This is a genomic window from Nocardiopsis sp. iso_237 (genome assembly GCF_056173345.1).
Window position 1 is genome coordinate 4,623,520 of sequence record NZ_CM149669.1, and the last position, 24,091, is coordinate 4,647,610.

Below are 24,091 nucleotides of genomic sequence, written 5' to 3' on the forward strand. Positions count from 1 at the left end.
TGGATCGCTGTTCGCGATACATCGTCGGTTCTGTTGGGGGGCGGTCCGCGCGCGGAGCCACGGGTGTGGCGCTCCGGGAGACCGCTTCCCACCAGGCTAGAGCAATCCGGAGGCGGGCGAGCACTCTTTGTGCGGGGCCCGCCCGCTCCCCTCGGAGCGGAGGGCCCCGGGGGTCAGGACGGCCCCTCGCCGCGACCGAGGATCTCGAACGCGGTGGGTTCGTCGATGGCCCGGGAGAGCAGCGGGACGGCGGTGACCTTGACGTCGAAGTCGGACAGGGCCCGCCGGTAGAACCCGGCGCCGTCCCACTCGGTGACCACGGTCCACAGCGTGGGTTCGTCGGCGGCGCGGCCGATGCGGTGGCACCGGAACCCCGGACGCTGGGCCAGGACCGCCACGGCGGCGTCGGCGTCGGTTCGGAAGGCCTCGGTGTCGGCCTCGGGCACGGAGTATCGGGTGATGACGATCACCCGCCCATTGTGGCGCAGACACGGGAGTGGGCCGCCCCGAAGGTGCTCGGAGGCGGCCCACCCACCGCTCGCTACTCCTTGCCGAAGACGCGGTCCACGACCCTGGCGGACGCGTGCCCGTCGTCCAGGGGGCAGAACTGGTCCACGAACGACCGGTAGGAGGCGCCGCTGCGCTCGGCGACCCCGTCGATGTCCAGCAGGGACTCGATGACGTCGTCGGAGCGGGTCAGCAGCGGTCCGGGCGCGGTCTCCTCGAAGTCGAAGTAGAACCCGCGCAGGTTGTCCCGGTAGCTCTCCAGGTCGTAGGTGAAGAAGAGCATCGGGCGGCCGGTGTTGGCGAAGTCGAACATCATCGACGAGTAGTCCGTGATCAGCACGTCGGTGATCAGGAAGAGCTCCATGATCTCCGGGTACAGGGACACGTCGTAGACGAAGTCCTCCCCCACGATCGGCACGCTGTCCACCACGCGGGGGTGGCGGCGCACCAGCAGCACGTGGTCGTCCCCGAGCTTCTCGTACATGCGGCGCAGGTCCAGGTGCAGGTCCAGCTTGTGCTTGCCGCGCGTGTAGTACTTGTCGTCCCGCCAGGTGGGCGCGTAGAGGACCACCTTCTTGCCCTCGGGCAGGCCGAGCAGGCGCCGGGTGCGGTCCGCGATGGCCTCGCGCTCCGGTGAGAAGAAGATGTCGTTGCGCGGGTATCCGGTCTCCAGGACCTCACCCTCGAAGCGGAAGGCGCTGCGCAGGATCGGGGTGGCCCAGGGGCTCGGGGAGACCAGGTAGTCCCACTGCCGGGTCTCCCACGCGAGCTTGTCGAAGTAGTCGCGGGACTTGCCCCGGATGTTCTCCACGTCGAAGCCGATGCGCTTGAGCATGGATCCGTGCCAGGTCTGCACGACCACCTGGTCCGGGTGGCGGTGGAACCAGGCGGGCTGCCGGGAGTTGCTGACCAGGTACCGGCTGCGGGCCAGTTCCCGGAAGTACTCCTCGCCCTTGTGCCGGACCGGGGTGAGGTCGTCGGGCAGGCGGACCTGTCCGTCCGCGACCAGCCAGGACATCGGGTAGTCGGCCCACTTGGCGCGTTTGCGCAGCTCGGCGTAGAGGCTCTGCGGGCTGTCCGAGTACTGGCGCCCGGTGTAGGTGTCGAAGAGGATGCCCTCGGTGACCGGTTCGGCGCGCTGGGCCGGGTAGAACGTCTCACGGAGCTCACGCTGGGCGAAGGCGCCGCGTTCGGCGGGGTGCAGGTCGGTGCCGACCTGGAGCACCGGGATGCCGCGGCCCTGGTAGGAGAGCGTGTAGGAGCGTTCGGGGCTCTCGGTCTCGATGGGCAGGTCGTGGATGAGCGAGTCGGTGAACTCCACGCCCACGTCCACGCTGGTGGACTCGTCGCCCTCTCCCGCGGACTCCTCGCTGACCCGCGCCCACAGCTGGTAGGACCCGGTGGACAGGGACAGTTCGCCGGACAGGGTGGCGATGCGGGAGGGGTCGAACCGGGAGGTGAACCGGTTCCCGGACCGCTCCACGGTGAGCTCGTGCTCCTCGTCGCGGCCGCGTGCCTTGGCCACCACGCTCAGCTCGTTGGCCGGGGAGAACTCGCCCCCGAGGACCAGGACGCGCTCCTGCCACTCCGCGCGGTCCACCCAGGGGTGGGCCCGACCCGCACGCAGTTTGAGGTGTCCGGTGAAGGTGCGCTGCACCGCGAGCTGCTGCTGCGCGCCCTCGGAGTCGTAGGCGGTGGTGCGGACCTCGTCGGGCAGGACCAGGGGGACGGTGCGCTGGTCGGGGGTGACCAGGTGGGCGTCCCACTCCTCCTGCCGGATCACGCCGCCGCACTCGCTGAGACTGCGGGCGAAGAGCTCCTCGGCCCGCACCCTGGCCTCGAAGCGGCCGCTCTGGATGGTGACCGGGTAGCTGAGCCGTGCTGTGCCGGGGCGCCGCACCAGCCGGAGCTCGGTGGCCTCGGCGGCGGGCGCGGACAGCAGTTCTCCGCCCACGGTGAGTTCGGCGGTGCGGACGTCGAAGTGGTGCTCGGTGACCTGGGCACGCGCGGGTTCGACGGCGATGACCAGGTGCCGGTCGCGGTTCCAGTGCGGTCGCACCCAGACGTCGTCGCCGACGCTCTGGTACCCGGGCCGCTCGGGCGGTCCGGGAACGGGGCTGGAGACGATGCGGCGGCGGGCGAGGCTGCGGTTGAACACCACCAGCTCGATCTTCCACTCACCGGGCTCCCAGCCGCCGGAGCCGCGCAGGCGGCGCGGGTCCACGACGACCGTGAAGCCGCCGTAGTCGTGGCGGGCGGAGTCGGGCAGGTCGGGCAGCCGGTACTCGGCGGCCAGGCGGGTCCGTACGGGGACGCGGACGCGGCGCTTGGTGGCGGTGTTGACCACGAAGGCGACCACGTGCTGCTGCCAGCGTTTGCGGGCCCGCAGGTTCCGGATGCCGATCCGGCCGCTGACGTGCAGGCGGCCGTCCTCCCAGTGGATGTCCTCGGTCTTCTGCCGGACCTTGATCTCGTCCTCGAGGCGGTAGATCTCCTTGGGGACCGCCTTGGCCGGGTCCTTCACGTCGAAGAAGGGGTAGCGGACGTAGTAGCCGAGCCCCTGCCGGACGACCGTGGCCTTCTTGATCTCGACGCTCTTGGCGAAGGTGGCGACCTCCAGCACGTCGTCCAGCCGCCGCTTGCGCACCAGGTGGTACAGGAGGCGGTCCAGCACGTTGAGGCCGCGCAGGAGGCTGTCCGGGACGTGGTCGAGGTAGGCGTTGAGCAGGTCGAGGACGGTCTCGCGGACCTCCTGGTCCGCGTCGTCGAGCCGCAGGAGGAGACGGTGGAGTTCGCCCTGGAGGCGGATGCGGTCCCACAGCTCGCGGTCCGCGGTGGTGAGGTCCGCGCCGAGTTCGCGCATGGCCGTGACGCGGCGTGTGAGGGCCGCGCTCTCCAGGGGTGTGCCGACCTTCTCGCGTTCGCGCATCAGCAGCACGGGCGCGGGCAGGACGTCGACGGCCTGGGCGAGCAGGGTCGCCCGGCCGATGGCGAGGTCGGTGTCCTCCTTGGCGACGTCGTGCTCGGGCAGGGAGTCCCAGAACTCCCGACGCCAGAGACGGTTGCCCAGGGTGGCGTCCGCGATCAGGCCGGGGACCGACCTGGGGTCCTCCGCGAGCCGTTGGCGGCCGAACTTGCGGTGGGCCTTGGAGGGCGCGGCTCCGAGCTCGTTGAACTGGTGGACGTTGCCGATGACCAGGTCGGAGCGGGTGTCGGCGGCGCTCTGGGCCAGGTGGGCGAGCGCGTAGGCGGTGAGCGCGTCGGAGCCCGTGAGGAAGAGCAGGTGGCTGCCGGTGGCGGCGGCGGCCCCCAGCGAGCGCGCCCCGGCGTGGTCCGGGGCCGGCTCTCCGGGCAGGAGGGTGACGCGCAGCCCGGCGGGAGGTGTCGCCGCGAAGGCGGTGGCGGTGGCCAGCCCGTCCTCGCGCGCGGACGCGACGGCCTCGTCCCCCTGGTCGTTCTCCTCCGGGAGGGACTCGTCGGAGGTACCGGAGGCGGCCGCCTCGTCGTCCCCGTTCGTGTCCGGGTCGGCGGTCGCCGGGTCGGCGGGTGTCGGCCCGGGGCCGCCGTTGGTGGTTCGGACCGGCGCGAGGACGACCTCGACGTCCGGTCGTGCGGCGCCCTCGCGCGCCGCCGCCCCGGTCTGGCTCTCGTCGCGTTGACGGGCCAGCGAGTCGAGGCAGTTCTGCAAGTGTGGTTCGGTGACGTCGAACGTCACGATGACTGTGGGTTCGGGCACGGAAGTTGACACCCTCCGGAGGGTTCGTCTCTACACGACGTGCGGGCACCGTGGTGCGGACGGTCCGCATGGAACAGACGGTCAGTAACTGAATGTAGACGGTTCGACCCGTCTCGTGTCGAACCCGGAACAGTCGGGGGTGCGGGTACGAGGGGAGATGCGCGGTGTTCGCCGCGCCTGTGCCCGGCGCTGTGCCAGGGCCCTGCACTAGGGTCTGATCCAGGATTATCACAGGCCCCGGGACACGGTGCGCACACCGACCGCCCCCGAGACGTCCGGTCGGGGTCGCGAGGACGTCGCGGGAACCGGGACACAGCGAAGAGGAACAGGCGGCGATGGCCTCTCCCGAGCACGAGGACGAACAGCGGCGGCCCGCCTCCGGGCGGCCCCTCCCCCCGGGTGACTCCCTGTTCACCCCGGGCGCGGGAAGGTTGCGCGGCGAGGTGGAGCGGCGCAGCGCGGTGCCCCTGGTGTGGCTGCACCAGCGCCCGGGGTGGCTTCCGCCGGTGGTGTTGGGGGCACTGTTCCTCGCGGGGCTGATGGCCCCGGGCTGGCTGGGCGCACCGTGTCTGCTGTTGGTGGCGGCGGTCTTCGGGTGGTTGGCCTTCCTCACCTGGCCCTCGCTCCAGCGTCAGCAGCGGGTGCCCCGGGTCCTGATGATCGTGGTGGTGCTGGTGTTGGCCGTGGCGAGGATGCTGGGCTTCTGAGGCGGGGGGACTCTCGTCACCCTTGCCAGTTTTGACAATCATTTTCGTTTTCGTGATAATGAAGCAGTGTCTGCCCAGTTCACGGAGGACGGGGCCCCGGGCCCCGACACCCCGCCCGCCTTCCAGGCCGTCGACGCGCACGCCGCCTACGACGGCGTCACCGTCCTCGACGGCGTGAGCCTCGACGTCCCCGTGGGTCAGACCATGGCCGTTCTCGGACCCAACGGTTCGGGCAAGTCCACGCTGATGCGCGCGATGCTCGGCATCGTGCCCCTCACCTCCGGCCGGATCCTCCTCCACGGGACTCCCCTGCGCCGGTTCCGGGACTGGCGGCGGATCGGCTACGTGCCCCAGCGGCTCACCGCCGGGGGCGCCGTGCCCGCCACCGTGCGCGAGATCGTCGCCTCCGGGCAGGTCGCCCGGCGCCGCCGTCTCTCCCTGCCCACGCGGGCCGACCGCGCCGCCGTCGACGACGCGCTCGCCGCCGTGGACCTGTCCGACCGCGCCGGGGACGCCGTGCGGGAGCTCTCGGGCGGCCAGCAGCAGCGGGTGCTGATCGCCCGCGCGCTGGCCGGACGCCCGGACACGTTCGTGATGGACGAGCCCATGGCCGGAGTGGACGCGGAGAACCAGCGCGCCCTGGCCCGGGCCATCGCCCGCCTGCGCGACCAGGGCAGCACCGTGGTCCTGGTGCTGCACGAGCTCGGCCCCCTGGAAGAGGTCATCGAACGCGCGGTCGTGCTGGAGCACGGCCGGATCGTGCACGACGGGCCGCCTCCCGAGGCCACCGGTGAGTGCGCGCGCCCCGGGCACGAGCACCAGCATCCGCACCCCGACCCCAACGACCCCGACCACGGCTCCGCGCACGCCACCGCGCCGACGGAGATGGTCCGCCTGGAGGTTCCCCGCCGTGACTGAGCTGCTCCAGTACGAGTTCATGCGGCGCGCGCTGCTCGCCGCGGTGCTGGTCGGCCTGGTCACCCCGATCATCGGCACCTTCCTGGTCCAGCGGCGGCTCGCCCTGCTGGGCGACGGCATCGGCCACATCGCCCTGACCGGGGTGGCCCTGGGCCTGCTCACGAGCACATCACCGGTGCTCACGGCCGCGGTCGTGGCCACCCTGGGCGCCATCCTCATGGAGATGGTCCGGGTGCGCACGCGCACCAGCGGCGACGTGGCGCTGGCGCTGCTGTTCTACGGCGGCATCGCGGGCGGTGTGCTGCTCATCGGGATGACGCCGGGGGCGAGCAACGCCACCCTCACCTCGTACCTGTTCGGTTCGGTCAGCACCGTGGGCGAGCAGGACATCTGGATCGTGGGCGTGCTCGCGGTGGGCGTGGTCGCGGTGCTGGCCGTCTTCGGCCGGGAGCTGTTCGTCCTGTGTCAGGACGAGGAGGTGGCCAGGGCCCACGGGCTGCCGGTGCGCTTCCTGAGCATCCTGCTGGCGGTGACCGCCGCGCTGACAGTGGTGATCGCGATGCGTGTGGTGGGTGTGCTCATGGTGAGCGCGCTGATGATCGTCCCGGTCGCCGCCGCACAGCAGCTGAGCCGCAGCTTCCGGGTGACGATGGGTCTGGCGGTGCTGATCGGTCTGGTCTCCTCGCTCGGCGGGCTGACCACGGCCTTCTACTCCGACCTCGCGCCGGGGGCCACGATCGTGCTGCTCGCCCTGGCCGTCTTCTGCCTCGCCGTGTTGGTCGGCGGGGTCCTGCGCCGCGTGACCAAGCGGCGGACACCGGCACCCCTGCATCCCGTTGCGGAGGGTCCGGCGGATACGATGCCCCAGACAGATCGGGGGAGGGTGACACCATGAGTACACGTCGCGAGGCCGTCCGTCAGGCACTGACCGAGTCCTCCGGTTTCCGCAGCGCGCAGGACCTGTACGCGGACCTGCGAGCCGACGGCTCCAAGATCGGTCTGACCACCGTGTACCGGGCCCTTCAGGCCCTGAGCGACTCGGGTGAGGTCGACGTCCTGCGCACCGACGACGGCGAGGCCGTCTACCGTGCGTGCGACACCGAGAGCCACCACCACCACCTGGTGTGCCGTACCTGCTCCACCGCCGTGGAGATCGAGGGTCCCACCGTGGAGCGGTGGGCCGCCGAGGTGGGGGCCAAGCACGGCTTCACCGGCGTGACGCACACGGTCGAGGTGTTCGGTACCTGCGGCGCCTGCTCGCTGCGTCTGGCCCAACAGGGCAGCGCACAGCAGGTCTGACCGACGACGCCCGAGGGCCCCGCGCGATCGCGCGGGGCCCTCGTCGCGTGTCGGCCCGCTGGCGGAGGGCCCCGTAGGCGCCGGGAGGCTCGGGGAGCGGCAGAGTGCACGCGGTCTCCACCCGGTGGTTACCGGCTGGTAGCCGTGTCGTGTCATGACTCGGCCAGGCTGTGCCTTCGTGTACAGACGAACCACGGCCGCGCTGCTCACCGCGCTGCTGATCTCCCCGCTCCTGTCCGTCAGCCCCGCCTCGGCCCAGGAGGACCGGGCCGATCCCCGCATCGTCACCCACAACGCCTTCCTCCTGCCCAAGGCCCTCTACCCCAACTGGGGGCAGGACGTCCGCGCCGACCTGACCGTCGAGGACGGCCTCCTCTCCGGACAGGACGTGGTGGTGCTCCAGGAGCTCTTCGAGAACTCCAGCGCCGACCGCCTCCGCGCGGGGCTGGCCGGGGAGTACCCGCACGGCACCCCCGTCGTGGGCCGCTCCAAGGCCGGGTGGGACCACACCTCCGGCTTCCGGAACGGCACCACCACCAACGGCGGCGTCAGCGTGCACAGCGTCTGGCCGATCGTCCGGGCCGAACAGCACGTCTTCTCCCGCTCCTGCGGGGCCGACTGGTTCTCCAACAAGGGCTTCGCCTACGTCGAGCTGGACACCCCCGACGGCCGCCTGCACGTGGTGGGCACCCACATGCAGTCCGAGGACGGCGCGTGCGGGTCCGGCGAGGACGCGCGCGTCCGGGAGGCCCAGCTCGACCAGATCGTCGCGCTGCTGGACGCCAAGGCCGTCCCCGACGACGAGCGGATCTACCTCGCCGGCGACCTGAACATCGTCGGCGGCGGCGCCGAGTGGGAGCGGGCCGTCGAGCGGCTGGACGCCGTGGCGCCCGCCTACACCGGGGACGCGCCCTCCTGGGACCCCTCGGGCAACTCGATCGCCGCCCACGACTACTCCGACTGGGACGCCCAGCAGCTGGACCACGTCCTGCCGATCCGCAACGGCGCCGCCCCGACGTCCTACGTCAACGAGACCCGTGCGGTGAAGAGCGAACCCTGGACTGTACGCTCCTGGGGCCGTTCCTACACCTACGACGACTACTCGGACCACTACCCGGTGTTCGGATCCACCCCGCGCCCCTGACCCCCGGCGGGGAAGCACCCTCGACAGACCCCCGGACCATGGGGGAACCTGGGAAGGAACGCCGTTGGGCGACTGGACCAAGCATCCGAAGAAGGAGGGTGAGGAGGCGCTCCGGCTGATCGCGGAGCTCGGGTGGCGGATCGAGGACCCGCCCACCTACTACACGATCAAGTGCCCCTGCGGAGCCCACCAGCGACAGGTCCACCTGTCGCCCTCCAACCCGAACTACTGGACCCAGACCGTACGCTTCGTGAGACGAGTGTGCCCGCCCGAACAGCAGGAGGACATGTGAGCGTGCGGACCGCCACCCAGTTGTCCCTTCAGTTCCGGTTGGGCACCGACCCCGCGAGCACCCCGGAGATGGTCCACGCGCACGGGGAGACCGTGATGCGGGAGCTGCTCGAGTTGGAGCGGCACAACCCCGACTTCACCGACTCCACCGTGAGCACCGACGCCCTGGAGCGGACCGTCACCGTGGAGATCCTGGTCCTGGACGAGGGCGACCCCCCGCGGGTGCTGCGCCGGGCCCTGGACCTCATCCGCACCGCGATCCACGCGGCGGGCGGCGCCACCCCGAACTGGCCGGTCGACGACCAGCCGAGCCGGGTGAACATGGCCGCCGCACAGGACCTGGTCACAGCCTCCTGAACGTGGCGGAGAGGCCCCCGCCGCGACGTGCGGCGGGGGCCTCGTCGTCAGCGCGGCCCGGGGTCAGTGACCGTCCTGGGACCGGTCGCAGCGTTCCAGCGTGGGCCGCTTGGCGTCGACCCCGTCACCCGAGGAACGGCCGGTCAGGCGCCGGTGGATCCACGGCACGAGGAACTCGCGGGCCCAGTGCAGGTCCTCCTGGCGCGCCGTACGCCAGTCGCGCGGCTCCAGCGGCGGGAAGGGCGCGTTCCAGTCGGAGTCCACCGGCAGGCCCAGGACCTCGCACACCCGCAGGGCGAGCCTGCGGTGTCCCTCGGAGGACAGGTGGAGGCGGTCCCAGTTCCAGGACTGGGCCTCGGAGAACACCTTCATGCTCCACACGTCGACGACGTCGCACCCGTACCGGTCGGCGACGGCGCGCATGTGCATGTTGTAGGTGGCGATCTTGCCGCGCAGGTGGCGCATGACCGGCTGCCAGTTGGTGTCGAAGCCGGTGAAGATGACCACCCGGGCGCCGGTGGCGCGCAGGTCGGCCACCATCGACTCGAAGATCTCCACGACCTGGTCCGGGTCGCTGCCGGGGCGGATGATGTCGTTGCCGCCCGCGCACAGGGTGATCAGGTCGGGCTTCATCTCGACCGCGCGCGGCACCTGCTCGTCGCGGATCTGCGCGATGAGGCGCCCCCGGATGGCGAGGTTGGCGTAGCGGACGGGCACGTGGTCCGCGAGGTGTTCGGCCACACGGTCGGCCCAGCCCCGGTAGCGGCCGTTGGGCACGCTGTCGCTGTCCGGGTAGGGGTCGCTCATGCCCTCGGTGAAGCTGTCCCCGAGGGCGACGTAGGACAGGATGTCCTTGCTTTTCAGGTCACCGGGAGATCCGGTCGGCACACCGCTCATGGTGTTCGATGATGCAACTCGAAGCCACGGTTACGCGACAGTAGGTTGCGGTTTCGTCGCGTTTTGGGGCAGAGCTCACACCATGCGCGGTGTGCCCGGAACGGTGTCGGAGGAGGAGTCAGCGGTCCTTGGTGAGCGGGGTGAGCTCGGGACGCTTGGCGGTCACCGTGTCCCCCGAGGACTTCCCCGCGAGGCGGCGGCCGATCCACGGCCCCAGGGAGTCCTTGACCCAGTGCAGGTCGTCCCGGCGCGCGTCGGTCCAGCTGACCGGCTCCGCCTCCGGCCACGGCTCGTCCCAGCGCTCCCCGGTGGGCACGCCCAGGACCTCGGCCACGCGCAGCGCCAGGCGGCGGTGGCCCTCCGGCGACATGTGCAGCCGGTCCTCGTCCCAGGCGCGGGAGTCGGTGAGGACGTCCATGGACCACTGGTCGACCAGGAAGCAGTCGTACCTGTCCGCGATCGCGCGCACGTTCATGTAGTAGCGCGCGAACAGCCCGATGGTGCCGCGCATGTACCCGGAGGAGACGTTCACACCGGTGAACAGGACCACCCTGCTGCCCTGGGCGCGCAGGCGGGACACCGTGTGGTCGAGGATCTTCGCCAGGCGCTCGGGGTCACCGGCGGGGCGCAGGAGGTCATTGCCGCCCGCGCACAGGGTGACCAGGTCCGGCGCCATCTCCAGGGTGGGCGGGACCTGGTCGGTGACGATCTGGCGGATGAGCTTGCCGCGCACGGCCAGGTTGGCGTACTCGATCTCGCCCACGTGGTCGGCCAGGTGCTCGGCCAGCCGGTCCGCCCAGCCGCGGAACACACCGCTGCCGTCCGGACAGGGGTCGCCCACCCCCTCGGTGAAGCTGTCACCGACCGAGACGAGAGACATCCCCGGCCTGACCAGCGCGCCGTCGGTCTCCTCCATCACTTCTCCTCCCCCGTCACCGGGTTGGGCACGGCACCGCCGTACCGGCGGTCCCGGCTCGCGTAGATCTCGCAGGCCCGCCACAGGTCGCGGCGGTCGAAGTCGGGCCAGAGCGTCTCCAGGAAGACGAACTCGGCGTAGGCGGACTGCCACAGGAGGAAGTTGGACAGGCGCTGCTCGCCGGAGGAGCGCACGAACAGGTCCACCGGAGGCACGTCCGGGGCGTACAGGTGCTGCGCGAGGGTGTCCTCGGTGATCTTCTCCGGGGAGATCCGCCCCTCGGCGGCCTGGCGGGCCAGCTCGCGGGCGGCGTCCACGATCTCGGCCTGGCCGCCGTAGTTCACGCAGAACTGGAGGGTGAGCCGGGTGTTGTCCCGGGTCATCTCCTCCGCGTCCTTGAGCTCCTTGATGACGCTCTTCCAGAGCATCCCGGGGCGTCCGGCCCACTTGACGCGCACACCTCGGGCGTGGAGCTCGTCGCGGCGGTTGCGGATGGTGTCGCGGTTGAAGCCGAGGAGGAACCGCACCTCGTCGGGCGAGCGCTTCCAGTTCTCGGTGGAGAAGGCGTAGGCGGAGAGGTTGGGGATGCCCATCTCCAAGGCGCCCTCGATCACGTCGAAGAGCGAGGACTCACCGGCCTTGTGCCCCTCGGTACGCGCCAGACCGCGTTCCTTCGCCCAACGACCGTTGCCGTCCATGACCACGGCCACGTGCCGTGGCACCAGGTCGGCCGGTACCTCCGGGGGCCGGGCCCCGCTGGGGTGCGGGACGGGCGGGGCGTAGTCCGGCTCGCGCCGCCTACCGTTGTCGAAGCTGAACAGACTCAAGAACGCTCCACATGGCGCAGTGATCGGATTCCGTTTTCCAGGTGCCACTGTAGGTAGGCCGCGACCAGCCCGCTGCACTCGGAGCGCTGCCTGCCGTCGCTGGCGTCCGCGCTGTCCCAGTCGCCCCCGAGCAGCGCCGACATCAGCCGGAGCGTGTCGGGCGCGGGATGCGTGGAACCGTGGGGACGGCACACCGAGCAGACCATACCCCCGGCGTGCACCGCGAACGCACGGTGCTCCCCCCGGCTGCCGCAGCGGGCGCACTCGGTGAGGGCGGGCGCGTACCCGGCCACGGCCAGGGAGCGCAGGAGGTAGGCGTCCAGGACCAGACGGGAGTCGTGGCTCCCCTCCCCCAGGGTACGCAGGGCGCCGATGAGCAGGAGGAACTGGCGCAGGGCCGGGTCCTTCTCCACCGCCACGACCTTCTCGGCGGTCTCCAGCATGGCGGTGGCGGCGGTGTAGCGGGAGTAGTCGGAGACCACGGCGGCACCGTAGGAGCGCACCGTCTCGGCCTGGGTGATGACGTCGAGGGTCCGGCCGGTGTGCAGCTGGAGGTCGACGTGGGTGCACGGTTCCAGTCGGGCGCCGAAGCGCGACCTGGTCCGGCGCACGCCCTTGCCGACGGCGCGGACCAGACCGGTGCGCCGGGTCAGGAGGGTGACGATGCGGTCGGCCTCGCCCAGCTTCTGGTTGCGCAGGACGACGCCCTCGTCGCGGTAGAGACTCACCCTCCCATTGTCGCGGATGGCACCGACCGGACCGGATCCACCACCTCCGCCTCCCCGGGGCCCCGCGACGCGCACGACCCTGAACTGGTTTATTACGGTTTGGATTCCCTTTTCTCGGCATTTGCTCTACTCTCACGCGCTAGGGCCTGACGGTTTCGGTCCCGCCGCCCTTCCCCTGCGGCACTGACGACCGTGACCGTAACCCCAGGTGGGTGCCCGAAGAATTCCCCAACCCGGAAGGCAGACCGATATGGCGCGAGGTCGTCGAGGCAGACGCAGGACGAGCGCCCGCGAACAGCGCCCGGACCGCGAGGCACGACGCGGGAGGGTGCCGGTCGTGGCCGCCATGGTGGCGGTCCCGGTGGGGCTGACCCTGGCCGGCGCACTGGTGCTCTCCGGTGCCGGAGACCCGGCGGACCCGGCGGACGGCACGGCCGCCGCTGACGCGGGCGGGGTCGGGAGCGCGGTGAGCGACGACGCCAACGCCCCCGGCACGGACGCGGAGGACGACTTCTTCGACGAGCCGACAGCGACGCCGAGCGCCGCCGACCCCCAGGGGGACGGCGGTCCGCGGACCTCCACGGTCACCGCCTCCTCCTCCGCCGAGGAGGCCGAGGAGTCGGCTCCCGACGACGGGGGCGGCAGCGGCGGAAGCGGTGGCGGCTCGGGCAACGCTGGTGGTGGCGGGAACAGCGGCGGAAGCGGCGGCGGTGGGCAGTCCACCGGAGGGCCCCGGACCGCCGCCGTGGTGACCCTGGTCAACAGCGAGCGGGCCGCCAACGGATGCGGTGCCCTGCGTGTGGACTCCCAGCTGACCTCCGCCGCGCAGGAGCACAGCGAGGACATGGACGCCCGCGACTACATGTCCCACGACAACCCCGAGGGCGAGGGTCCGGGTGACCGGGCGGAGCGGCACGGCTACGGCTCCTGGGGCGCGGAGAACGTCGCCAAGGGTCAGACCAGCGCCGAACAGGTCATGGACGCCTGGATGAACAGCCCCGGGCACCGGGACAACATCCTCAACTGCGACCTGGTGGCCATCGGGGTCGGTGAGTCCGGCAACGCCTGGACCCAGAAGTTCGGCTACCAGTGACCCGGCCGACCGACACGGCGGGCCGCGTTCCCAGTGGGGACGCGGCCCGCCGTCGTCGTGTGTGGTGGGAGAGTGTTCCGGCTGATTCTTTGAGGAGAAGAAGGAAGCCGGAACGGTGCCCACCGGGCGAGGAGAGGACGCCGTGTCCACGAGGTCCCCTACGGTGAGGTGACGCCGCTCGACCACCGCACGGGCCTGTTCACTCGCGGACACCGCCGTGCCCTCCACCCGGTTGCCGAAGTCCGCGCCCCGCAGGAACAGGTGCGTCCAGCGCGCCACCCACCCCTCCTCCGTACGGCTGAACACCAGCGGCACCACCGCATGGGCAGCGCCCTCCCTGGGTGTCCCGTCGGCGGCGGAACGCGCAGGCCGCGCTGGATGATCTCTCGGTACATGGGGGAACGATGGCATTCCGCCCTTGGTGCCGCCACGGCGTTCTCACGCGGAACGGGGCCCGCGACGCGTGTCGCGGGCCCCGTTCTCCCAGTGCCGGGGAGGTGCCGGGCGCCCTGTGCCTGGAGCGCCGGCGGTGGTGGATCAGGCGCGGCTGATGGCGCTGCACATGGCCTTCAGCGAGGCCGTGGTGATGCTGCTGTGGATACCGACGCCCCACACGACCCGGCCGTCGATCTCGGCCTCCACGTAGGCGGCGGCCCGGGCGTTGCCGTCCTCACCCATGGAGTGCTCGACGTAGTCGATGACCCGGACCTTCACGTCCACGTCGGCCAGCGCGTCCCCGAACGCGGAGATGGGGCCGTTGCCGGTGCCCTTCAGCTCGCGGATCTCTCCGTTGACGCGGGCGTCGGCGTGGATCGAGTAGGTGCCGTCCTCGGCGGTGCTGGAGCGGTGGGCCAGGACCGCCACCGGGCCGGTCTCGGCCAGGTAGGTCTGCGAGAAGATGTCCCAGATCCGGTCGGCCGGGAACTCGCCGCCCTCGGCGTCGGTGAACTGCTGGATGACCTGTGAGAACTCGATCTGCAGGCGGCGCGGCAGGTCCAGAGAGTGGTCACGCTGCATGATGTAGGAGACGCCGCCCTTGCCGGACTGGCTGTTGACCCGGATGACCGCCTCGTAGTTGCGGCCCACGTCCTTGGGGTCGATGGGCAGGTACGGGACGTCCCACGGGTACTCCTCGACCGCCTTCCCGACCTCCTCGGCGCGGGCCTCCAGGTCGGTGAAGCCCTTCTTGATGGCGTCCTGGTGGGAGCCGGAGAAGGCCGTGTACACCAGGTCGCCGCCGTAGGGGTGACGGGGCGCGACCGGCAGCTGGGTGCAGTGCTCGACCGTGCGGCGGATCTCGTCGATGTCGGAGAAGTCGATCTTCGGGTCGACGCCCTGGCTGAACAGGTTCATGCCCAGGGTGACCAGGCAGACGTTGCCGGTGCGCTCGCCGTGGCCGAACAGGCAGCCCTCGACGCGGTCGGCCCCGGCCATGACGGCCAGTTCGGCGGAGGCCACGCCGGTACCGCGGTCGTTGTGCGGGTGGACGGACAGGACCACGTGCTCGCGCCGCGACAGGTTGCGGCTCATCCACTCGATCTGGTCGGCGTAGACGTTGGGGGTGGAGCGCTCCACCGTGGCGGGCAGGTTCAGGATGATCTCGCGCCCGGGGCCGGGCCGCCACACGTCCATGACGGCCTCGCAGACCTCCAGGGCGAAGTCCAGCTCGGTGTCGACGAAGATCTCCGGGGAGTACTGGTAGCCGAAGTACTCGGTCTCGCCCAGGTACTGCTCGGCGTAGCGCACCACGTGGCGGGTGCCCTCGACGGCGATGTTCTTGCAGGCCTCGCGGTCGACCCGGAAGACCACGCGGCGGAACGTGGGAGCGGTGGCGTTGTACAGGTGCACGGTGGAGCGCTTGGCGCCGACCAGGCTCTGCACGGTGCGCTCGATCAGGTCCTCGCGGGCCTGGGTCAGGACGGAGATCTGCACGTCGTCGGGGATCAGGTCGTCCTCGATCAGCGACCGGACGAAGTCGAAGTCGGTCTGGCTGGCAGAGGGGAAGCCGACCTCGATCTCCTTGTAGCCCATCTTGACCAGCAGCTGGAAGATCTCGTGCTTGCGGGTGGCGTCCATGGGCTCGATCAGCGCCTGGTTGCCGTCACGCAGGTCGGTGGACAGCCAGCGCGGCGCCTCGGTGATGCTCTTGGCGGGCCAGGTGCGGTCGGGCAGGTCCACCGACTGGAACGGCTGGTAGCGGTGGAACGGCATGGGGCTGGTCTGCTGCTGCGGCACCATAACGGTGTGGCTCCTCGGAAAAGTGTGGCGCGTGATGTCGTGGTCGACACGGCAAGCCGAAGTCCCGCGGCGAGGGGCCGACCTTCTAACGATCCCCGCCGCGGCCACTAAGAAGGAGAAGCTCGCGCAGCATAACGATCGTCACGCTAGCAGACGGGGCAAGAATTCTGGTACCCGACGTCCACATGGTGGGACACGCCCCGCCTGAACTGGGACGCACTGACCGGTTTCCATGGATATCGACCGATCCTCGAAATCAGGTACCTCGACTTCAAGATACAGCCGCGAGCAGTTACCCTGGAGGCGAACCCTTCAGTGCTAGGGGGGTCATACGGAGTCCGTCGGCGGGACCCAGGGTGCGGCCAACACCCGAGGCCCCCGACAGGCAGGTAAGCCCAGCCACCGCAGGGCCGGTACCGCCGACGGACATCCTCCCGGCGTCAGTGGTCGTCGAGGTCGAACTCGACCCACATGAGATACGCCCACTCCTCCTCGGTGCCGATCCGCCTGCTTCCCCACCGGCTGGCGAAGTGCGCGATGAGCGTGAGCCCGGTTCCCTCCGCCTGCTCGACGCTTCCCCACAACGGTGGAACCCGTGCCGCGTCGACGGACTCCCACTCCCCGACGGACAGGCGTAAGACACGCTGGGAGGGGCCTCTCCGGCGCAGGGACAGGCTCCGGAACACGATGACCCCCCGACCGGCCCAGGAGGCCCGGGTCAGGGCCCCGGTGAACATCTCGCTCAGGCAGAGGCGCAGGGCGTCCACGGCCTCCTCACCCACACCGGGGAGGCGGGAGAGGTCCTGCACCAGGTCGCCGCGGGCCGCGCCGATCCGGCGGGGGTCACCCGGATACCAACGGGACTTCCAGCGCTGCTCGGTGCGGGGTTCGTTCGGGTGGACGCGGGTTCGGTTCACGGCTCACTCCTCAGGATGATGGGGAAACACTCAGGACCGACGACTCGTCATCGATCCACACGCTCTGCCAGTCGGGCGTCACCGTCAGACCGAACCGGTCCGGGGCCGGGCGACCGGCCTCCCGCCAGAGACCGTGAACCCGTTCGAGTTCGTCGGCCAGGAACCGGGGACCCTTCTGACGGACCTCGGACCTTCCGACCCCTGGTTCGGCCGGCGTGCGCAGGAGCGCCCAGGAACCCGTGGCCGGGTCCACGAGGCACAGGGAGACGGAGCGGCCGGCTCCGTGACGCACGGCCCAGCCCACCCCGGGGAGAAGGATCCCCGCCGCGAACACGGCGGAGTCGTCGAGGAGGTCGCCGCGGCCCAGCTCCGATCCGCGGACGGCGCGGTCCGCCTCGGGACGCAGACTCCGTGAGAGACGACGCCAGAGAGCGAGCCCGCACTGCTGGCCACCGCTCCCCCGCAACGGCGAGAACCGGCCCCGCGCCAGGCCGTCCCCGCCCACACGGAGGTCGACCAGGGCCAGCTGACGGGACGCGTCCCCCCAGGGCACGAGAACCCGTCCGCCGGGCTGGCACCGGCGTATCCAGCCGTAGGGAACCCGGTCGACCGGAGCGAAGCTCAGCACCCGGTCGCAGGGGCTCTGATCCGACCAACCCTCCGCCGTGTCGACGCTGACCACCCGCGGTTCGAGGCCGGCGGAGGCCAGACGGACCCGGACGTGTTCGGATCGCGCGAAACCGGACTCCACCGTGGTGACGCTGTCGTCGCCCAGCCGCATCGTGAGGAGTCCGGCGCAGTAGCCGCTTCCGGAGCCGATCTCCAGGACCTGCATCCCCGGCGTGGCCCGGGAGGCGTCCAGGACCTCGGCCGCCAGTGAGGGGGAGCACACCGAGACACGGACCCGCCGCGTCAGTTCCTCCCCCGGCCCCGGCGGTTCCAGGATCTGGGAGTCGGCGTAGGCCCCACGAAGCCACCCGTCCTCGTCCTCGTACCGGTCGAGCCGTACTCCCTCGGAGTCCTCGAACCGCTCGGGGACGAAGAGGTGACGTGGCACCGACTCGAACGAGGGCTGCCACTCCATCGGTAACCGGCCCCGCGTCAGGAGCCGCCCGACGAGGTCCTTCCCGTGGGAGGTCACGGACGCCCCCCGTTCACCAGCCCTGACAGGTGGAGGGCCGTTTCTCGCGAGGGGCTGATGCGCTGACGCGTTCGACACCGTGTCTCGGTTTTCAAGGTGGACGGACTCCATCCGCCGCGATCCGGACCCAATCAGGGTCTTGAGTCCATTACACGGCCGTTCGTTCTGGGTAAGGATGAACAGGGACATGGGAACCCGATCACCCTTCCTCGCGGAATCCCGAACGGATATACACCGGTGGTATGAATGCCAAAACACCTGGCCCACGCGCCACTGAGGCCACCACTTCCTTTCTGGAGCCGCCTGGACGTCCGCCGCTCCCTCACGGAACGGGACGCGGGGAGGCTCTTCGGTCTTCTCCGGCAGCACACCGGTGCGAGCCAACAGGTCATCGGATCCGCCGTGGACATGGCACAACCCCACGTGAGCGCGATCATGTCCGGGCGCAGATCCGTCACCGCGCTCAACACGTGGCTGCGTGTGGCGGACGGCCTGGAGATGCCCACCCAGGCCAGACGTGCTCTGGGACTCGCCGATGGCCCGGAAAAGCATGATCATGTGGATCCCGGGACAGAACTGTCTCTACGGCATGGCGAATTCTCTCCCTCCACCACAACGGCGGGGGACATCGCCGAGATCACGTTGAGGGACCTCATGAAACGCAGAGACGCTTTCGCGGTCGGCGGAGGATTGATCGCTGGCGCCGCCCTGACGGAGCTGGTCGAACACTGGTTGGCGCCGCGCGCCGGAGGGCTGGTGAACGGAAGGAATTCGATCGGGGAACTGGAACTCGAAAGGATCGAGGCGGCCACGGTCTGTCTGAGGCACTGGAGCGAGCGGTGGCGGATGGGGACTCGGAGGAAGGCGGTGATCGGGCAGCTCTCGGAGGTCTCCGAACTCGTGGAGAACCCTCAGGGGGCACAGGTCCAGTCGAGGCTCTTCGCCGTCATGGCCGAACTCGCCAAGATCGTGGCGTCGATGTCCTTCGACTCCGGGGACCACGCCACCGCGCAGCGCTACTACGGAATCTCGCTCCGGGCCCTGCAACAGGCCGGACCCGAGCACCGGGCCTACGGCATCGGCGTCCTGGCCGACATGGCACGCCAGATGCTCGACCTGCACCGCCCTGAGGACGCGCTCGACATCATCCGACTGGCCCTGGACAAGTCCGACTCCCTCGGACTGCCGCCCGTCGCCCGGTCACTGTTACGCACGCGGGAGGCCTGGTCGTACGCGCACATGGGCCGGGCCGAGGCCTTCCGCCGCTCCGTCCACCAGGCCGAGGACCTGTTCGAACAGGGAGGGGACGACCTGCCCCTGTGGGCGAGGAGCTTCGACCACGCCGAACTCTCGGGGGTGGTCGGCGCCCGCTACCGGGACCTGGGCCGTCGTCAGCACGAACCCGCGGAGAGGCGACGCTACGCGGAGCTGTCGGCGGAGTACATCCTGCGGGCCCTGGAGACACGGCCCGAGGCCCAGGAGAAAGGGCGCGCGTTCGACCACGTCGGGCTGGGCCGGACCTATCTCGTGCTCGGCGATCCCACCGCCTCCGCGGCGGCCGTTCGCAGTGTGCTGCGCTCCCGCTCCGCCATCGGCTCGGGGCGCGTGCGCAGGAGGCTCGAGGACTGGCACTCCGAAGCCGCAGCCATGCACCGGGACCCGGACGTGGCGCAGCTCCGCGAGGAGCTCTCCTTTACCCTGCTTCCACTGCCCCGCAGATGAAAGGGATGCTGTGACACGGATAGGAATCACCGGACATTCGAACCTGACAGGGAACAGCGCCCAGGTGGTGAGGGGGGCTCTGGCCGACGCGCTCGCCCCGTACCGGGACGCGGACCTGGTCGGGATCTCCTGCCTGGCACGCGGCGCGGACCAGCTCTTCGCCTCGGCCGTCCTGGAGGTGGGCGGTCGCGTCGAGGTCGTCCTGCCGTCGGCCGACTACCGTGAGAACAAGGTCAAGCCGCACGAGCGGGACTCCTTCGACGAGCTGCTCATCCGCGCCGACTCGGTCCGCTACATGCCGCACCGCAGTGCGGGCCGGGCGGCGTACGAGGCCGCGAACCAGACCCTGATCTCCCAGGCGGACCGGCTCTTCGCCGTGTGGGACGGCCAACCGGCCGACGGCCACGGCGGAACCGGGGACGCTGTGGAGACCGCCCGTCTGCGGGGTCTTCCGGTCGAGGTCATCTGGCCGGACGGCGTGCGACGCGGCTGAGGACCACCTGCGTGGCTCACCCCTCACCCCTCCCCCACGGCCCACCGAGGAGTCTCCGACGCGGACACCGAGAACTCTGTTCAGCCTGGCCACGCCTCTGAAAGGCACGGCCGCGATCGAGCCGTGGGAGTTCCCACGGCCTCATCCACAACCTAACCCCCGGGACCCGCCCGTGTCCGCGTTTTCCCGAAACTCTCCGGGGAGGCTCGAACCCTGCGCACGGGTCGCGAAGCCCCGGGGGCCGGGGCCCCCGCCCCGCCCTCCGTCCGCCAGCCCACGGAAGGGGCCGACGCCGTGGTCGTCGCCACCACGGAACCGGGCCTCGGCGCGGAGGTGACGGAGCGGTTCGGGGGCGGTTCCCACCGGGCTGGGACGACTGGCCCGGACCCGCCACCGCGCCGTCCCTGACCCGGACGCCGAGGGCGGGCCGCCCGGGACATCCGGCGGCACACCGACGTGTGCGCACCGGTGCGGCGGACACCCCCCGCGCCGCCCACCGCGCCGCCCACCGCGCCGCCCACCGGCGACTCCGATCCGGGCACGCACCCGCCCCTTCTCCCGTCGGAGCGGACCGCTCTCCTCACTCCACCCGCAGCGCGTCCCGTGGCCCGTTGGCCACGGGACGACTCACGTTCACTCCTCCCCCTCCCCCACCGTCGGGGAACGGAGTTCCGCCGTGGCCACATCCGGACACGGAGAGCGAGTGAGTGGTGACAGGAAAAGCGGGCTTCACGTGGCAATGCCGTCAAACCAGACGATTCCGCACCCCTGCGGCACGGGGCCTGCCACATTGACAGTCCACGGCGCCCCGATCTCCAATATCGCCACATATCCGAAGCCTCACCCCCGCTCAACGGAGGCATCGTGTCCCTCACCCCCGTCCGAAGAACACTGGTCCCGGTCGCCGCGAGCGCCCTCCTGCTCGGGCTGCTGACCCCCGGCGGCGCGACCGCCGAACCCTCCTACGACCTGTACGAGATCACCGGTGTGAGCACCGCCGAGGAGCGGTCCCGGATCGCCGCGTCCGGTGTGGCCATCGACCACGTCGGAGAGGACTCCGTCCTGGTCACCGGCTCGGTGCACGACATGGCGGAGCTCAGCGACCTCGGCTACTCCGCCGAGCCCCACGCGCTGCCCGAGGCCTTCGCCAACCCCGATCCGGGCTACACGACCTACCCGGAGCTGCTGGAGATCATCGACGACCTCGTCGCCGCCAACCCCGACCTCGCCGCCAAGGAGGTGTACGGGCAGTCCTACGAGGGCCAGGACCTCGTCGCGGTGAAGATCAGCGACAACGTGTCCGTGGACGAGGACCAGCCCGAGGTGCTGTTCACCCACTCCCAGCACGCCCGCGAGCACCTGACCGTGGAGATGGCGATCTACCTGATGCGCCTGCTCACGGACGGGTACGGCGAGGACGAGCGGGTGACCGGGCTGGTGGACAGCCGGGAGATCTGGATCCTGCCGAACGTCAACCCGGACGGCAGCGAGTACGACATGGCGGGCGACACCTGGCGGAACTGGCGCAAGAACCGCTCCCCCAACGAGGGCTCCTCCGCGATCGGCACCGACCTGAACCGCAACTGGGCCCACAACTGGGGCTGCTGCAACGGCTCGTCCGGCGACCCGAGCAGCATCACCTACCGAGGTGACTCCGCGGAGTCGGCCCCCGAGGTCCAGGCCGTCGCGGACTTCGTGCGCGGACGCGTGGTGGACGGCGAACAGCAGATCACCAGCGCCATCGACTTCCACACCTACAGCGAGCTCATCCTGTGGCCGTACGGATACACGTACGACGAGGTCACCGACGGCATGAACCGCGAGGAGTACGACACCCACCGCGCCCTGGGCGAGTACATGGCCGAGGCCAACGGCTACACGCCCCAGCAGTCCAGCGACCTCTACGTCACTGACGGCTCCATCAACGACTGGCTCTGGGCCGACCAGGGCATCGTGAACTACACGTACGAGATGTACCCGAAGTCGCCCCAGGACGGCGGCTTCTACCCGCCCTCCTCGGTGATCGAACGCGAGACCGCCCGCAACGAGGAGGCCGTGCTGCGCCTGCTCGACTACGCGGACTGCCCGTACCGCATCATCGGCGAGGAGGAGGCCTACTGCTCCTGACCCCGCGGTCGGGGCCCGGGCGAACAGAACGCCCCCTCGCACGTGCCGAGATAAGGTCCGCACGTGCGAGGGGGTTCGACCGTGTCCGGCCCCGGGACGGTGCCCGGGTCCGGTACGGGGAACCGGGGGGTGGCGCTGAGCCAGCGAAGAACGTCACCACCCCCCGGGGCCGGTGGGGCCCCCTCCTGCCGGTCGCGGAGGGGGCCCGTGCCACGGGGTCGGGGTGCAGGTCCGACCCCGTGGCGGTCTGTGGGGTCCGGGTGCAGTCGCACCCGGACCACGGAGCTACTCGCCGGGCAGCGGCTCGAACTCCTTGACTGCGTCGATGGCCGGGCCGTGCGGGGTGTTGGCCTCGCGCTCGATCATGATCTCCACCAGCACCGGGCGGGAGGTGGACTGCGCCTCCTTGCGGGCCCACTCCAGGGACTCCCGGATCTCCCCCGGCTCCCAGACGCGGCGGCCGGAGCAGCCGTAGGCCTCCATCAGCTTCACGCTGTCGGTGCCGTACTCGTCGTAGTGGATGTCCACCTGGTAGTTCATGTCGAACGGGATCGACGCCTGGCGGATCAGGCCCAGGTACTCGTTGTTGAGCATGATGATCACGTACGGCACGTTGTACTGGGCCGCGACCGCGAGCTCCTCGACCATGTACTGGAAGCCGTAGTCACCGACGATGCCGACCACCTCGGCGTCCGGCTCGGTGTGCTTGAGGGCCTTCTTGACGCCGATGGCCGCCGGGATCTCCCAGCCGAGCGGGCCCGCCTGACCGCAGATCTGGTAGTGGCGCGGCTTGTACGCCTTCTGGTGCTGGCCGCCCCAGATCTGGTAGAGGCCGATGGCGGTGACGAAGTAGGTGTCCTCGTCGAAGACCTCGTTGATCTCCTTGTAGACGCGGGGCGCCTTCACGGGGACGGTGTCGAAGTCCTCGCGGCGGGTCAGGGTCGACTTGAGCTCGTTGACCCGTTCGATCCACGCGCCCACCTTCGCCCTGGCGTCACGGCGCCTGGCCGCGGCCAGGAGTTCCCGGAGGAACAGTCGGGCGTCGGAGACCACGCCGAGGTCGGGCTCGAAGACACGGCCGATCTGGGTGGCCTCGATGTCCACGTGGATGAACGTGCGCTCGCCCCGGTAGACGTCGATCTGGCCGGTGTGGCGGTCAGCGAAACGCGCGCCCACGGCCAGGACCAGGTCCGACTCCAGGAAGGAGGCGTTGCCGTAGCGCTGGGAGGTCTGCACGCCGGTCATGCCGGAGTACAGGGGCGAGTCCTCGTCGAAGGAGCCCTTGCCCATGAGGGTGACCTGGACCGGGACCTGGAGGTGTTCGGCCAGCGCGCGCAGGTCGTCGGAGGCCTCGGCCAGGATCACGCCGCCACCGGCGAGGATGAGCGGGCGCTCGGCCGCGAGCAGCAGGTCCAGGGCGCGCTCGACCCGGGGCAGGTGCGGCTCGACCGTGTTGATCTTGAGCGCGGCGTCCAGCTCGGGGTCGTACTCGATGAGCTCCTGGGCGACGTCCACCGGGATGTCGACGAGCACGGGGCCCGGGCGGCCCTCCTGCGCGATCCGGAAGGCCTCACGGAAGATCCACGGGGCGGTGGCCGCCTCCTTGATCTGGACGGCCCACTTGGTGACGGGCTTGGCGATCTCGACGATGTCGACCGCCTGGAAGCCCTCCTTGTCCAGCAGGTCGGTGCGCTGCTGGCCGGTGATGCACACGATCGGGACGGAGTCGGCGATGGCGGTGTACAGGCCGGTGATCATGTTGGTTCCGGCGGGGCCGGAGGTGCCGATGGCCACGCCGACCCTGCCGGTCGTGCGCGACCAGCCGTCGGCCATGTGGGTGGCGCCCTCCTCGTGGCGGACGGTCAGGTGCTCGATGCCGCCCACCTCCTCCATCGCCTTGTAGAGGGGGAGGATCGCCGCGCCGGGGCAGCCGAAGGCGGTGTCGACGCCCTCGTCCTTGAGAACCTCCACGACGGCGTTCATCGCGGGCATTTTCGCCATGGGAGCGAACCCTTCAGTGCTGGGGTGGTTGG

At 70.5% G+C, this 24,091-nt stretch carries 21 protein-coding genes and 1 pseudogene; 12 read left to right on the plus strand and 10 right to left on the minus strand.

Annotation, left to right across the window (positions count from 1 at the left end; all coding sequences use genetic code 11):
* Nucleotides 1–173: 173 nt before the first annotated feature.
* Together AC0VYM_RS21035 and AC0VYM_RS21040 are read right to left on the minus strand one after the other, a co-directional pair.
* On the minus strand, nt 174–470 hold the full coding sequence (locus AC0VYM_RS21035) for an antibiotic biosynthesis monooxygenase (protein WP_475454771.1): 297 nt from the start codon (nt 468–470) through the stop codon (nt 174–176).
* Nucleotides 471–541: 71 nt separating this feature from the next.
* Nucleotides 542–4,243 (minus strand): bifunctional glycosyltransferase/CDP-glycerol:glycerophosphate glycerophosphotransferase, encoded by a 3,702-nt coding sequence (locus AC0VYM_RS21040; RefSeq protein ID WP_475454773.1) that lies wholly within the window; start codon nt 4,241–4,243, stop codon nt 542–544.
* Between the two features lie 335 nt (nt 4,244–4,578).
* Here AC0VYM_RS21040 and AC0VYM_RS21045 point away from each other — a divergent pair, with 335 nt between their 5' ends.
* The 7 genes from AC0VYM_RS21045 to AC0VYM_RS21075 all read left to right on the plus strand — a co-directional run bounded on the left by AC0VYM_RS21045 (nt 4,579) and on the right by AC0VYM_RS21075 (nt 8,959).
* Nucleotides 4,579–4,950 (plus strand): DUF6703 family protein, encoded by a 372-nt coding sequence (locus tag AC0VYM_RS21045; protein ID WP_475454775.1) that lies wholly within the window; start codon nt 4,579–4,581, stop codon nt 4,948–4,950.
* Nucleotides 4,951–5,016: 66 nt separating this feature from the next.
* Nucleotides 5,017–5,868, plus strand: a complete 852-nt coding sequence (locus AC0VYM_RS21050) for a metal ABC transporter ATP-binding protein (RefSeq protein ID WP_475454777.1) — start codon at nt 5,017–5,019, stop codon at nt 5,866–5,868.
* A complete protein-coding gene (locus tag AC0VYM_RS21055) occupies nt 5,861–6,763 on the plus strand; it encodes a metal ABC transporter permease (protein WP_475454779.1) in 903 nt (300 codons plus the stop codon). Before AC0VYM_RS21050 ends, AC0VYM_RS21055 begins: the two co-directional genes overlap by 8 nt.
* Entirely contained in the window at nt 6,760–7,167 is a 408-nt protein-coding gene (locus AC0VYM_RS21060) for a Fur family transcriptional regulator (protein WP_475454781.1), read from the plus strand. The genes AC0VYM_RS21055 and AC0VYM_RS21060 overlap by 4 nt, the downstream gene beginning before the upstream one ends.
* Before the next feature lie 178 nt (nt 7,168–7,345).
* A complete protein-coding gene (gene sph / locus AC0VYM_RS21065; RefSeq protein WP_475454783.1) occupies nt 7,346–8,311 on the plus strand; it encodes a sphingomyelin phosphodiesterase in 966 nt (321 codons plus the stop codon).
* A gap of 64 nt (nt 8,312–8,375) precedes the next feature.
* Nucleotides 8,376–8,603, plus strand: a complete 228-nt coding sequence (locus tag AC0VYM_RS21070; protein WP_475454785.1) for a hypothetical protein — start codon at nt 8,376–8,378, stop codon at nt 8,601–8,603.
* Nucleotides 8,600–8,959 (plus strand): hypothetical protein, encoded by a 360-nt coding sequence (locus AC0VYM_RS21075; RefSeq protein ID WP_475454787.1) that lies wholly within the window; start codon nt 8,600–8,602, stop codon nt 8,957–8,959. Before AC0VYM_RS21070 ends, AC0VYM_RS21075 begins: the two co-directional genes overlap by 4 nt.
* A 63-nt stretch (nt 8,960–9,022) precedes the next feature.
* Here AC0VYM_RS21075 and AC0VYM_RS21080 read toward each other — a convergent pair whose 3' ends face one another.
* The 4 genes from AC0VYM_RS21080 to recO all read right to left on the minus strand — a co-directional run bounded on the left by AC0VYM_RS21080 (nt 9,023) and on the right by recO (nt 12,327).
* Nucleotides 9,023–9,856 (minus strand): SGNH/GDSL hydrolase family protein, encoded by an 834-nt coding sequence (locus AC0VYM_RS21080; RefSeq protein WP_475454789.1) that lies wholly within the window; start codon nt 9,854–9,856, stop codon nt 9,023–9,025.
* Nucleotides 9,857–9,974: 118 nt separating this feature from the next.
* Nucleotides 9,975–10,772: an SGNH/GDSL hydrolase family protein gene (locus tag AC0VYM_RS21085; RefSeq protein WP_475454791.1), complete on the minus strand. Its 798-nt coding sequence runs from the start codon at nt 10,770–10,772 to the stop codon at nt 9,975–9,977.
* Nucleotides 10,772–11,599, minus strand: coding sequence for an isoprenyl transferase (locus tag AC0VYM_RS21090; RefSeq protein WP_475454793.1), 828 nt, complete (start codon nt 11,597–11,599; stop codon nt 10,772–10,774). Before AC0VYM_RS21090 ends, AC0VYM_RS21085 begins: the two co-directional genes overlap by 1 nt.
* Nucleotides 11,596–12,327, minus strand: a complete 732-nt coding sequence (gene recO / locus AC0VYM_RS21095) for a DNA repair protein RecO (protein WP_475454795.1) — start codon at nt 12,325–12,327, stop codon at nt 11,596–11,598. The genes AC0VYM_RS21090 and recO overlap by 4 nt, the downstream gene beginning before the upstream one ends.
* A gap of 337 nt (nt 12,328–12,664) precedes the next feature.
* On the opposite strand from recO, the gene AC0VYM_RS21100 reads away from it, so the two are divergent.
* Entirely contained in the window at nt 12,665–13,420 is a 756-nt protein-coding gene (locus AC0VYM_RS21100; protein ID WP_475454797.1) for a CAP domain-containing protein, read from the plus strand.
* Nucleotides 13,421–13,957: 537 nt separating this feature from the next.
* Here AC0VYM_RS21100 and leuA read toward each other — a convergent pair.
* The 3 genes from leuA to AC0VYM_RS21115 form a co-directional block, all read right to left on the minus strand.
* Nucleotides 13,958–15,658, minus strand: coding sequence for a 2-isopropylmalate synthase (gene leuA / locus AC0VYM_RS21105; RefSeq protein ID WP_475454799.1), 1,701 nt, complete (start codon nt 15,656–15,658; stop codon nt 13,958–13,960).
* A 440-nt stretch (nt 15,659–16,098) separates the two neighbouring features.
* Nucleotides 16,099–16,575 carry an ATP-binding protein gene (locus AC0VYM_RS21110; protein ID WP_475454801.1) on the minus strand — a complete coding sequence of 159 codons (477 nt, stop codon included), beginning with the start codon at nt 16,573–16,575 and terminating at the stop codon, nt 16,099–16,101.
* A 10-nt stretch (nt 16,576–16,585) separates the two neighbouring features.
* The gene (locus tag AC0VYM_RS21115; RefSeq protein ID WP_475454803.1) at nt 16,586–17,716 is read right to left on the minus strand and encodes a methyltransferase domain-containing protein; all 1,131 of its coding nucleotides are present in this window, start codon (nt 17,714–17,716) and stop codon (nt 16,586–16,588) included.
* Nucleotides 17,717–17,962: 246 nt separating this feature from the next.
* On the opposite strand from AC0VYM_RS21115, the pseudogene AC0VYM_RS21120 reads away from it, so the two are divergent.
* The 4 genes and pseudogenes from AC0VYM_RS21120 to AC0VYM_RS21135 form a co-directional block, all read left to right on the plus strand.
* Nucleotides 17,963–18,229 (plus strand): annotated as a pseudogene (locus AC0VYM_RS21120) (helix-turn-helix domain-containing protein); the annotation flags it as partial.
* Between the two features lie 141 nt (nt 18,230–18,370).
* Nucleotides 18,371–19,438, plus strand: coding sequence for a hypothetical protein (locus tag AC0VYM_RS21125; protein WP_475463151.1), 1,068 nt, complete (start codon nt 18,371–18,373; stop codon nt 19,436–19,438).
* Nucleotides 19,439–19,448: 10 nt separating this feature from the next.
* Nucleotides 19,449–19,931 carry a hypothetical protein gene (locus AC0VYM_RS21130; RefSeq protein WP_049571361.1) on the plus strand — a complete coding sequence of 161 codons (483 nt, stop codon included), beginning with the start codon at nt 19,449–19,451 and terminating at the stop codon, nt 19,929–19,931.
* Nucleotides 19,932–20,795: 864 nt separating this feature from the next.
* Nucleotides 20,796–22,058 (plus strand): M14 family metallopeptidase, encoded by a 1,263-nt coding sequence (locus tag AC0VYM_RS21135; protein ID WP_475454805.1) that lies wholly within the window; start codon nt 20,796–20,798, stop codon nt 22,056–22,058.
* Nucleotides 22,059–22,343: 285 nt separating this feature from the next.
* On the opposite strand, the gene gcl is transcribed toward AC0VYM_RS21135, so the two are convergent.
* Complete coding sequence (gene gcl / locus AC0VYM_RS21140) at nt 22,344–24,059, minus strand: glyoxylate carboligase (RefSeq protein WP_475454807.1); 1,716 nt, start codon at nt 24,057–24,059, stop codon at nt 22,344–22,346.
* Between the last annotated feature and the right edge of the window lie 32 nt (nt 24,060–24,091).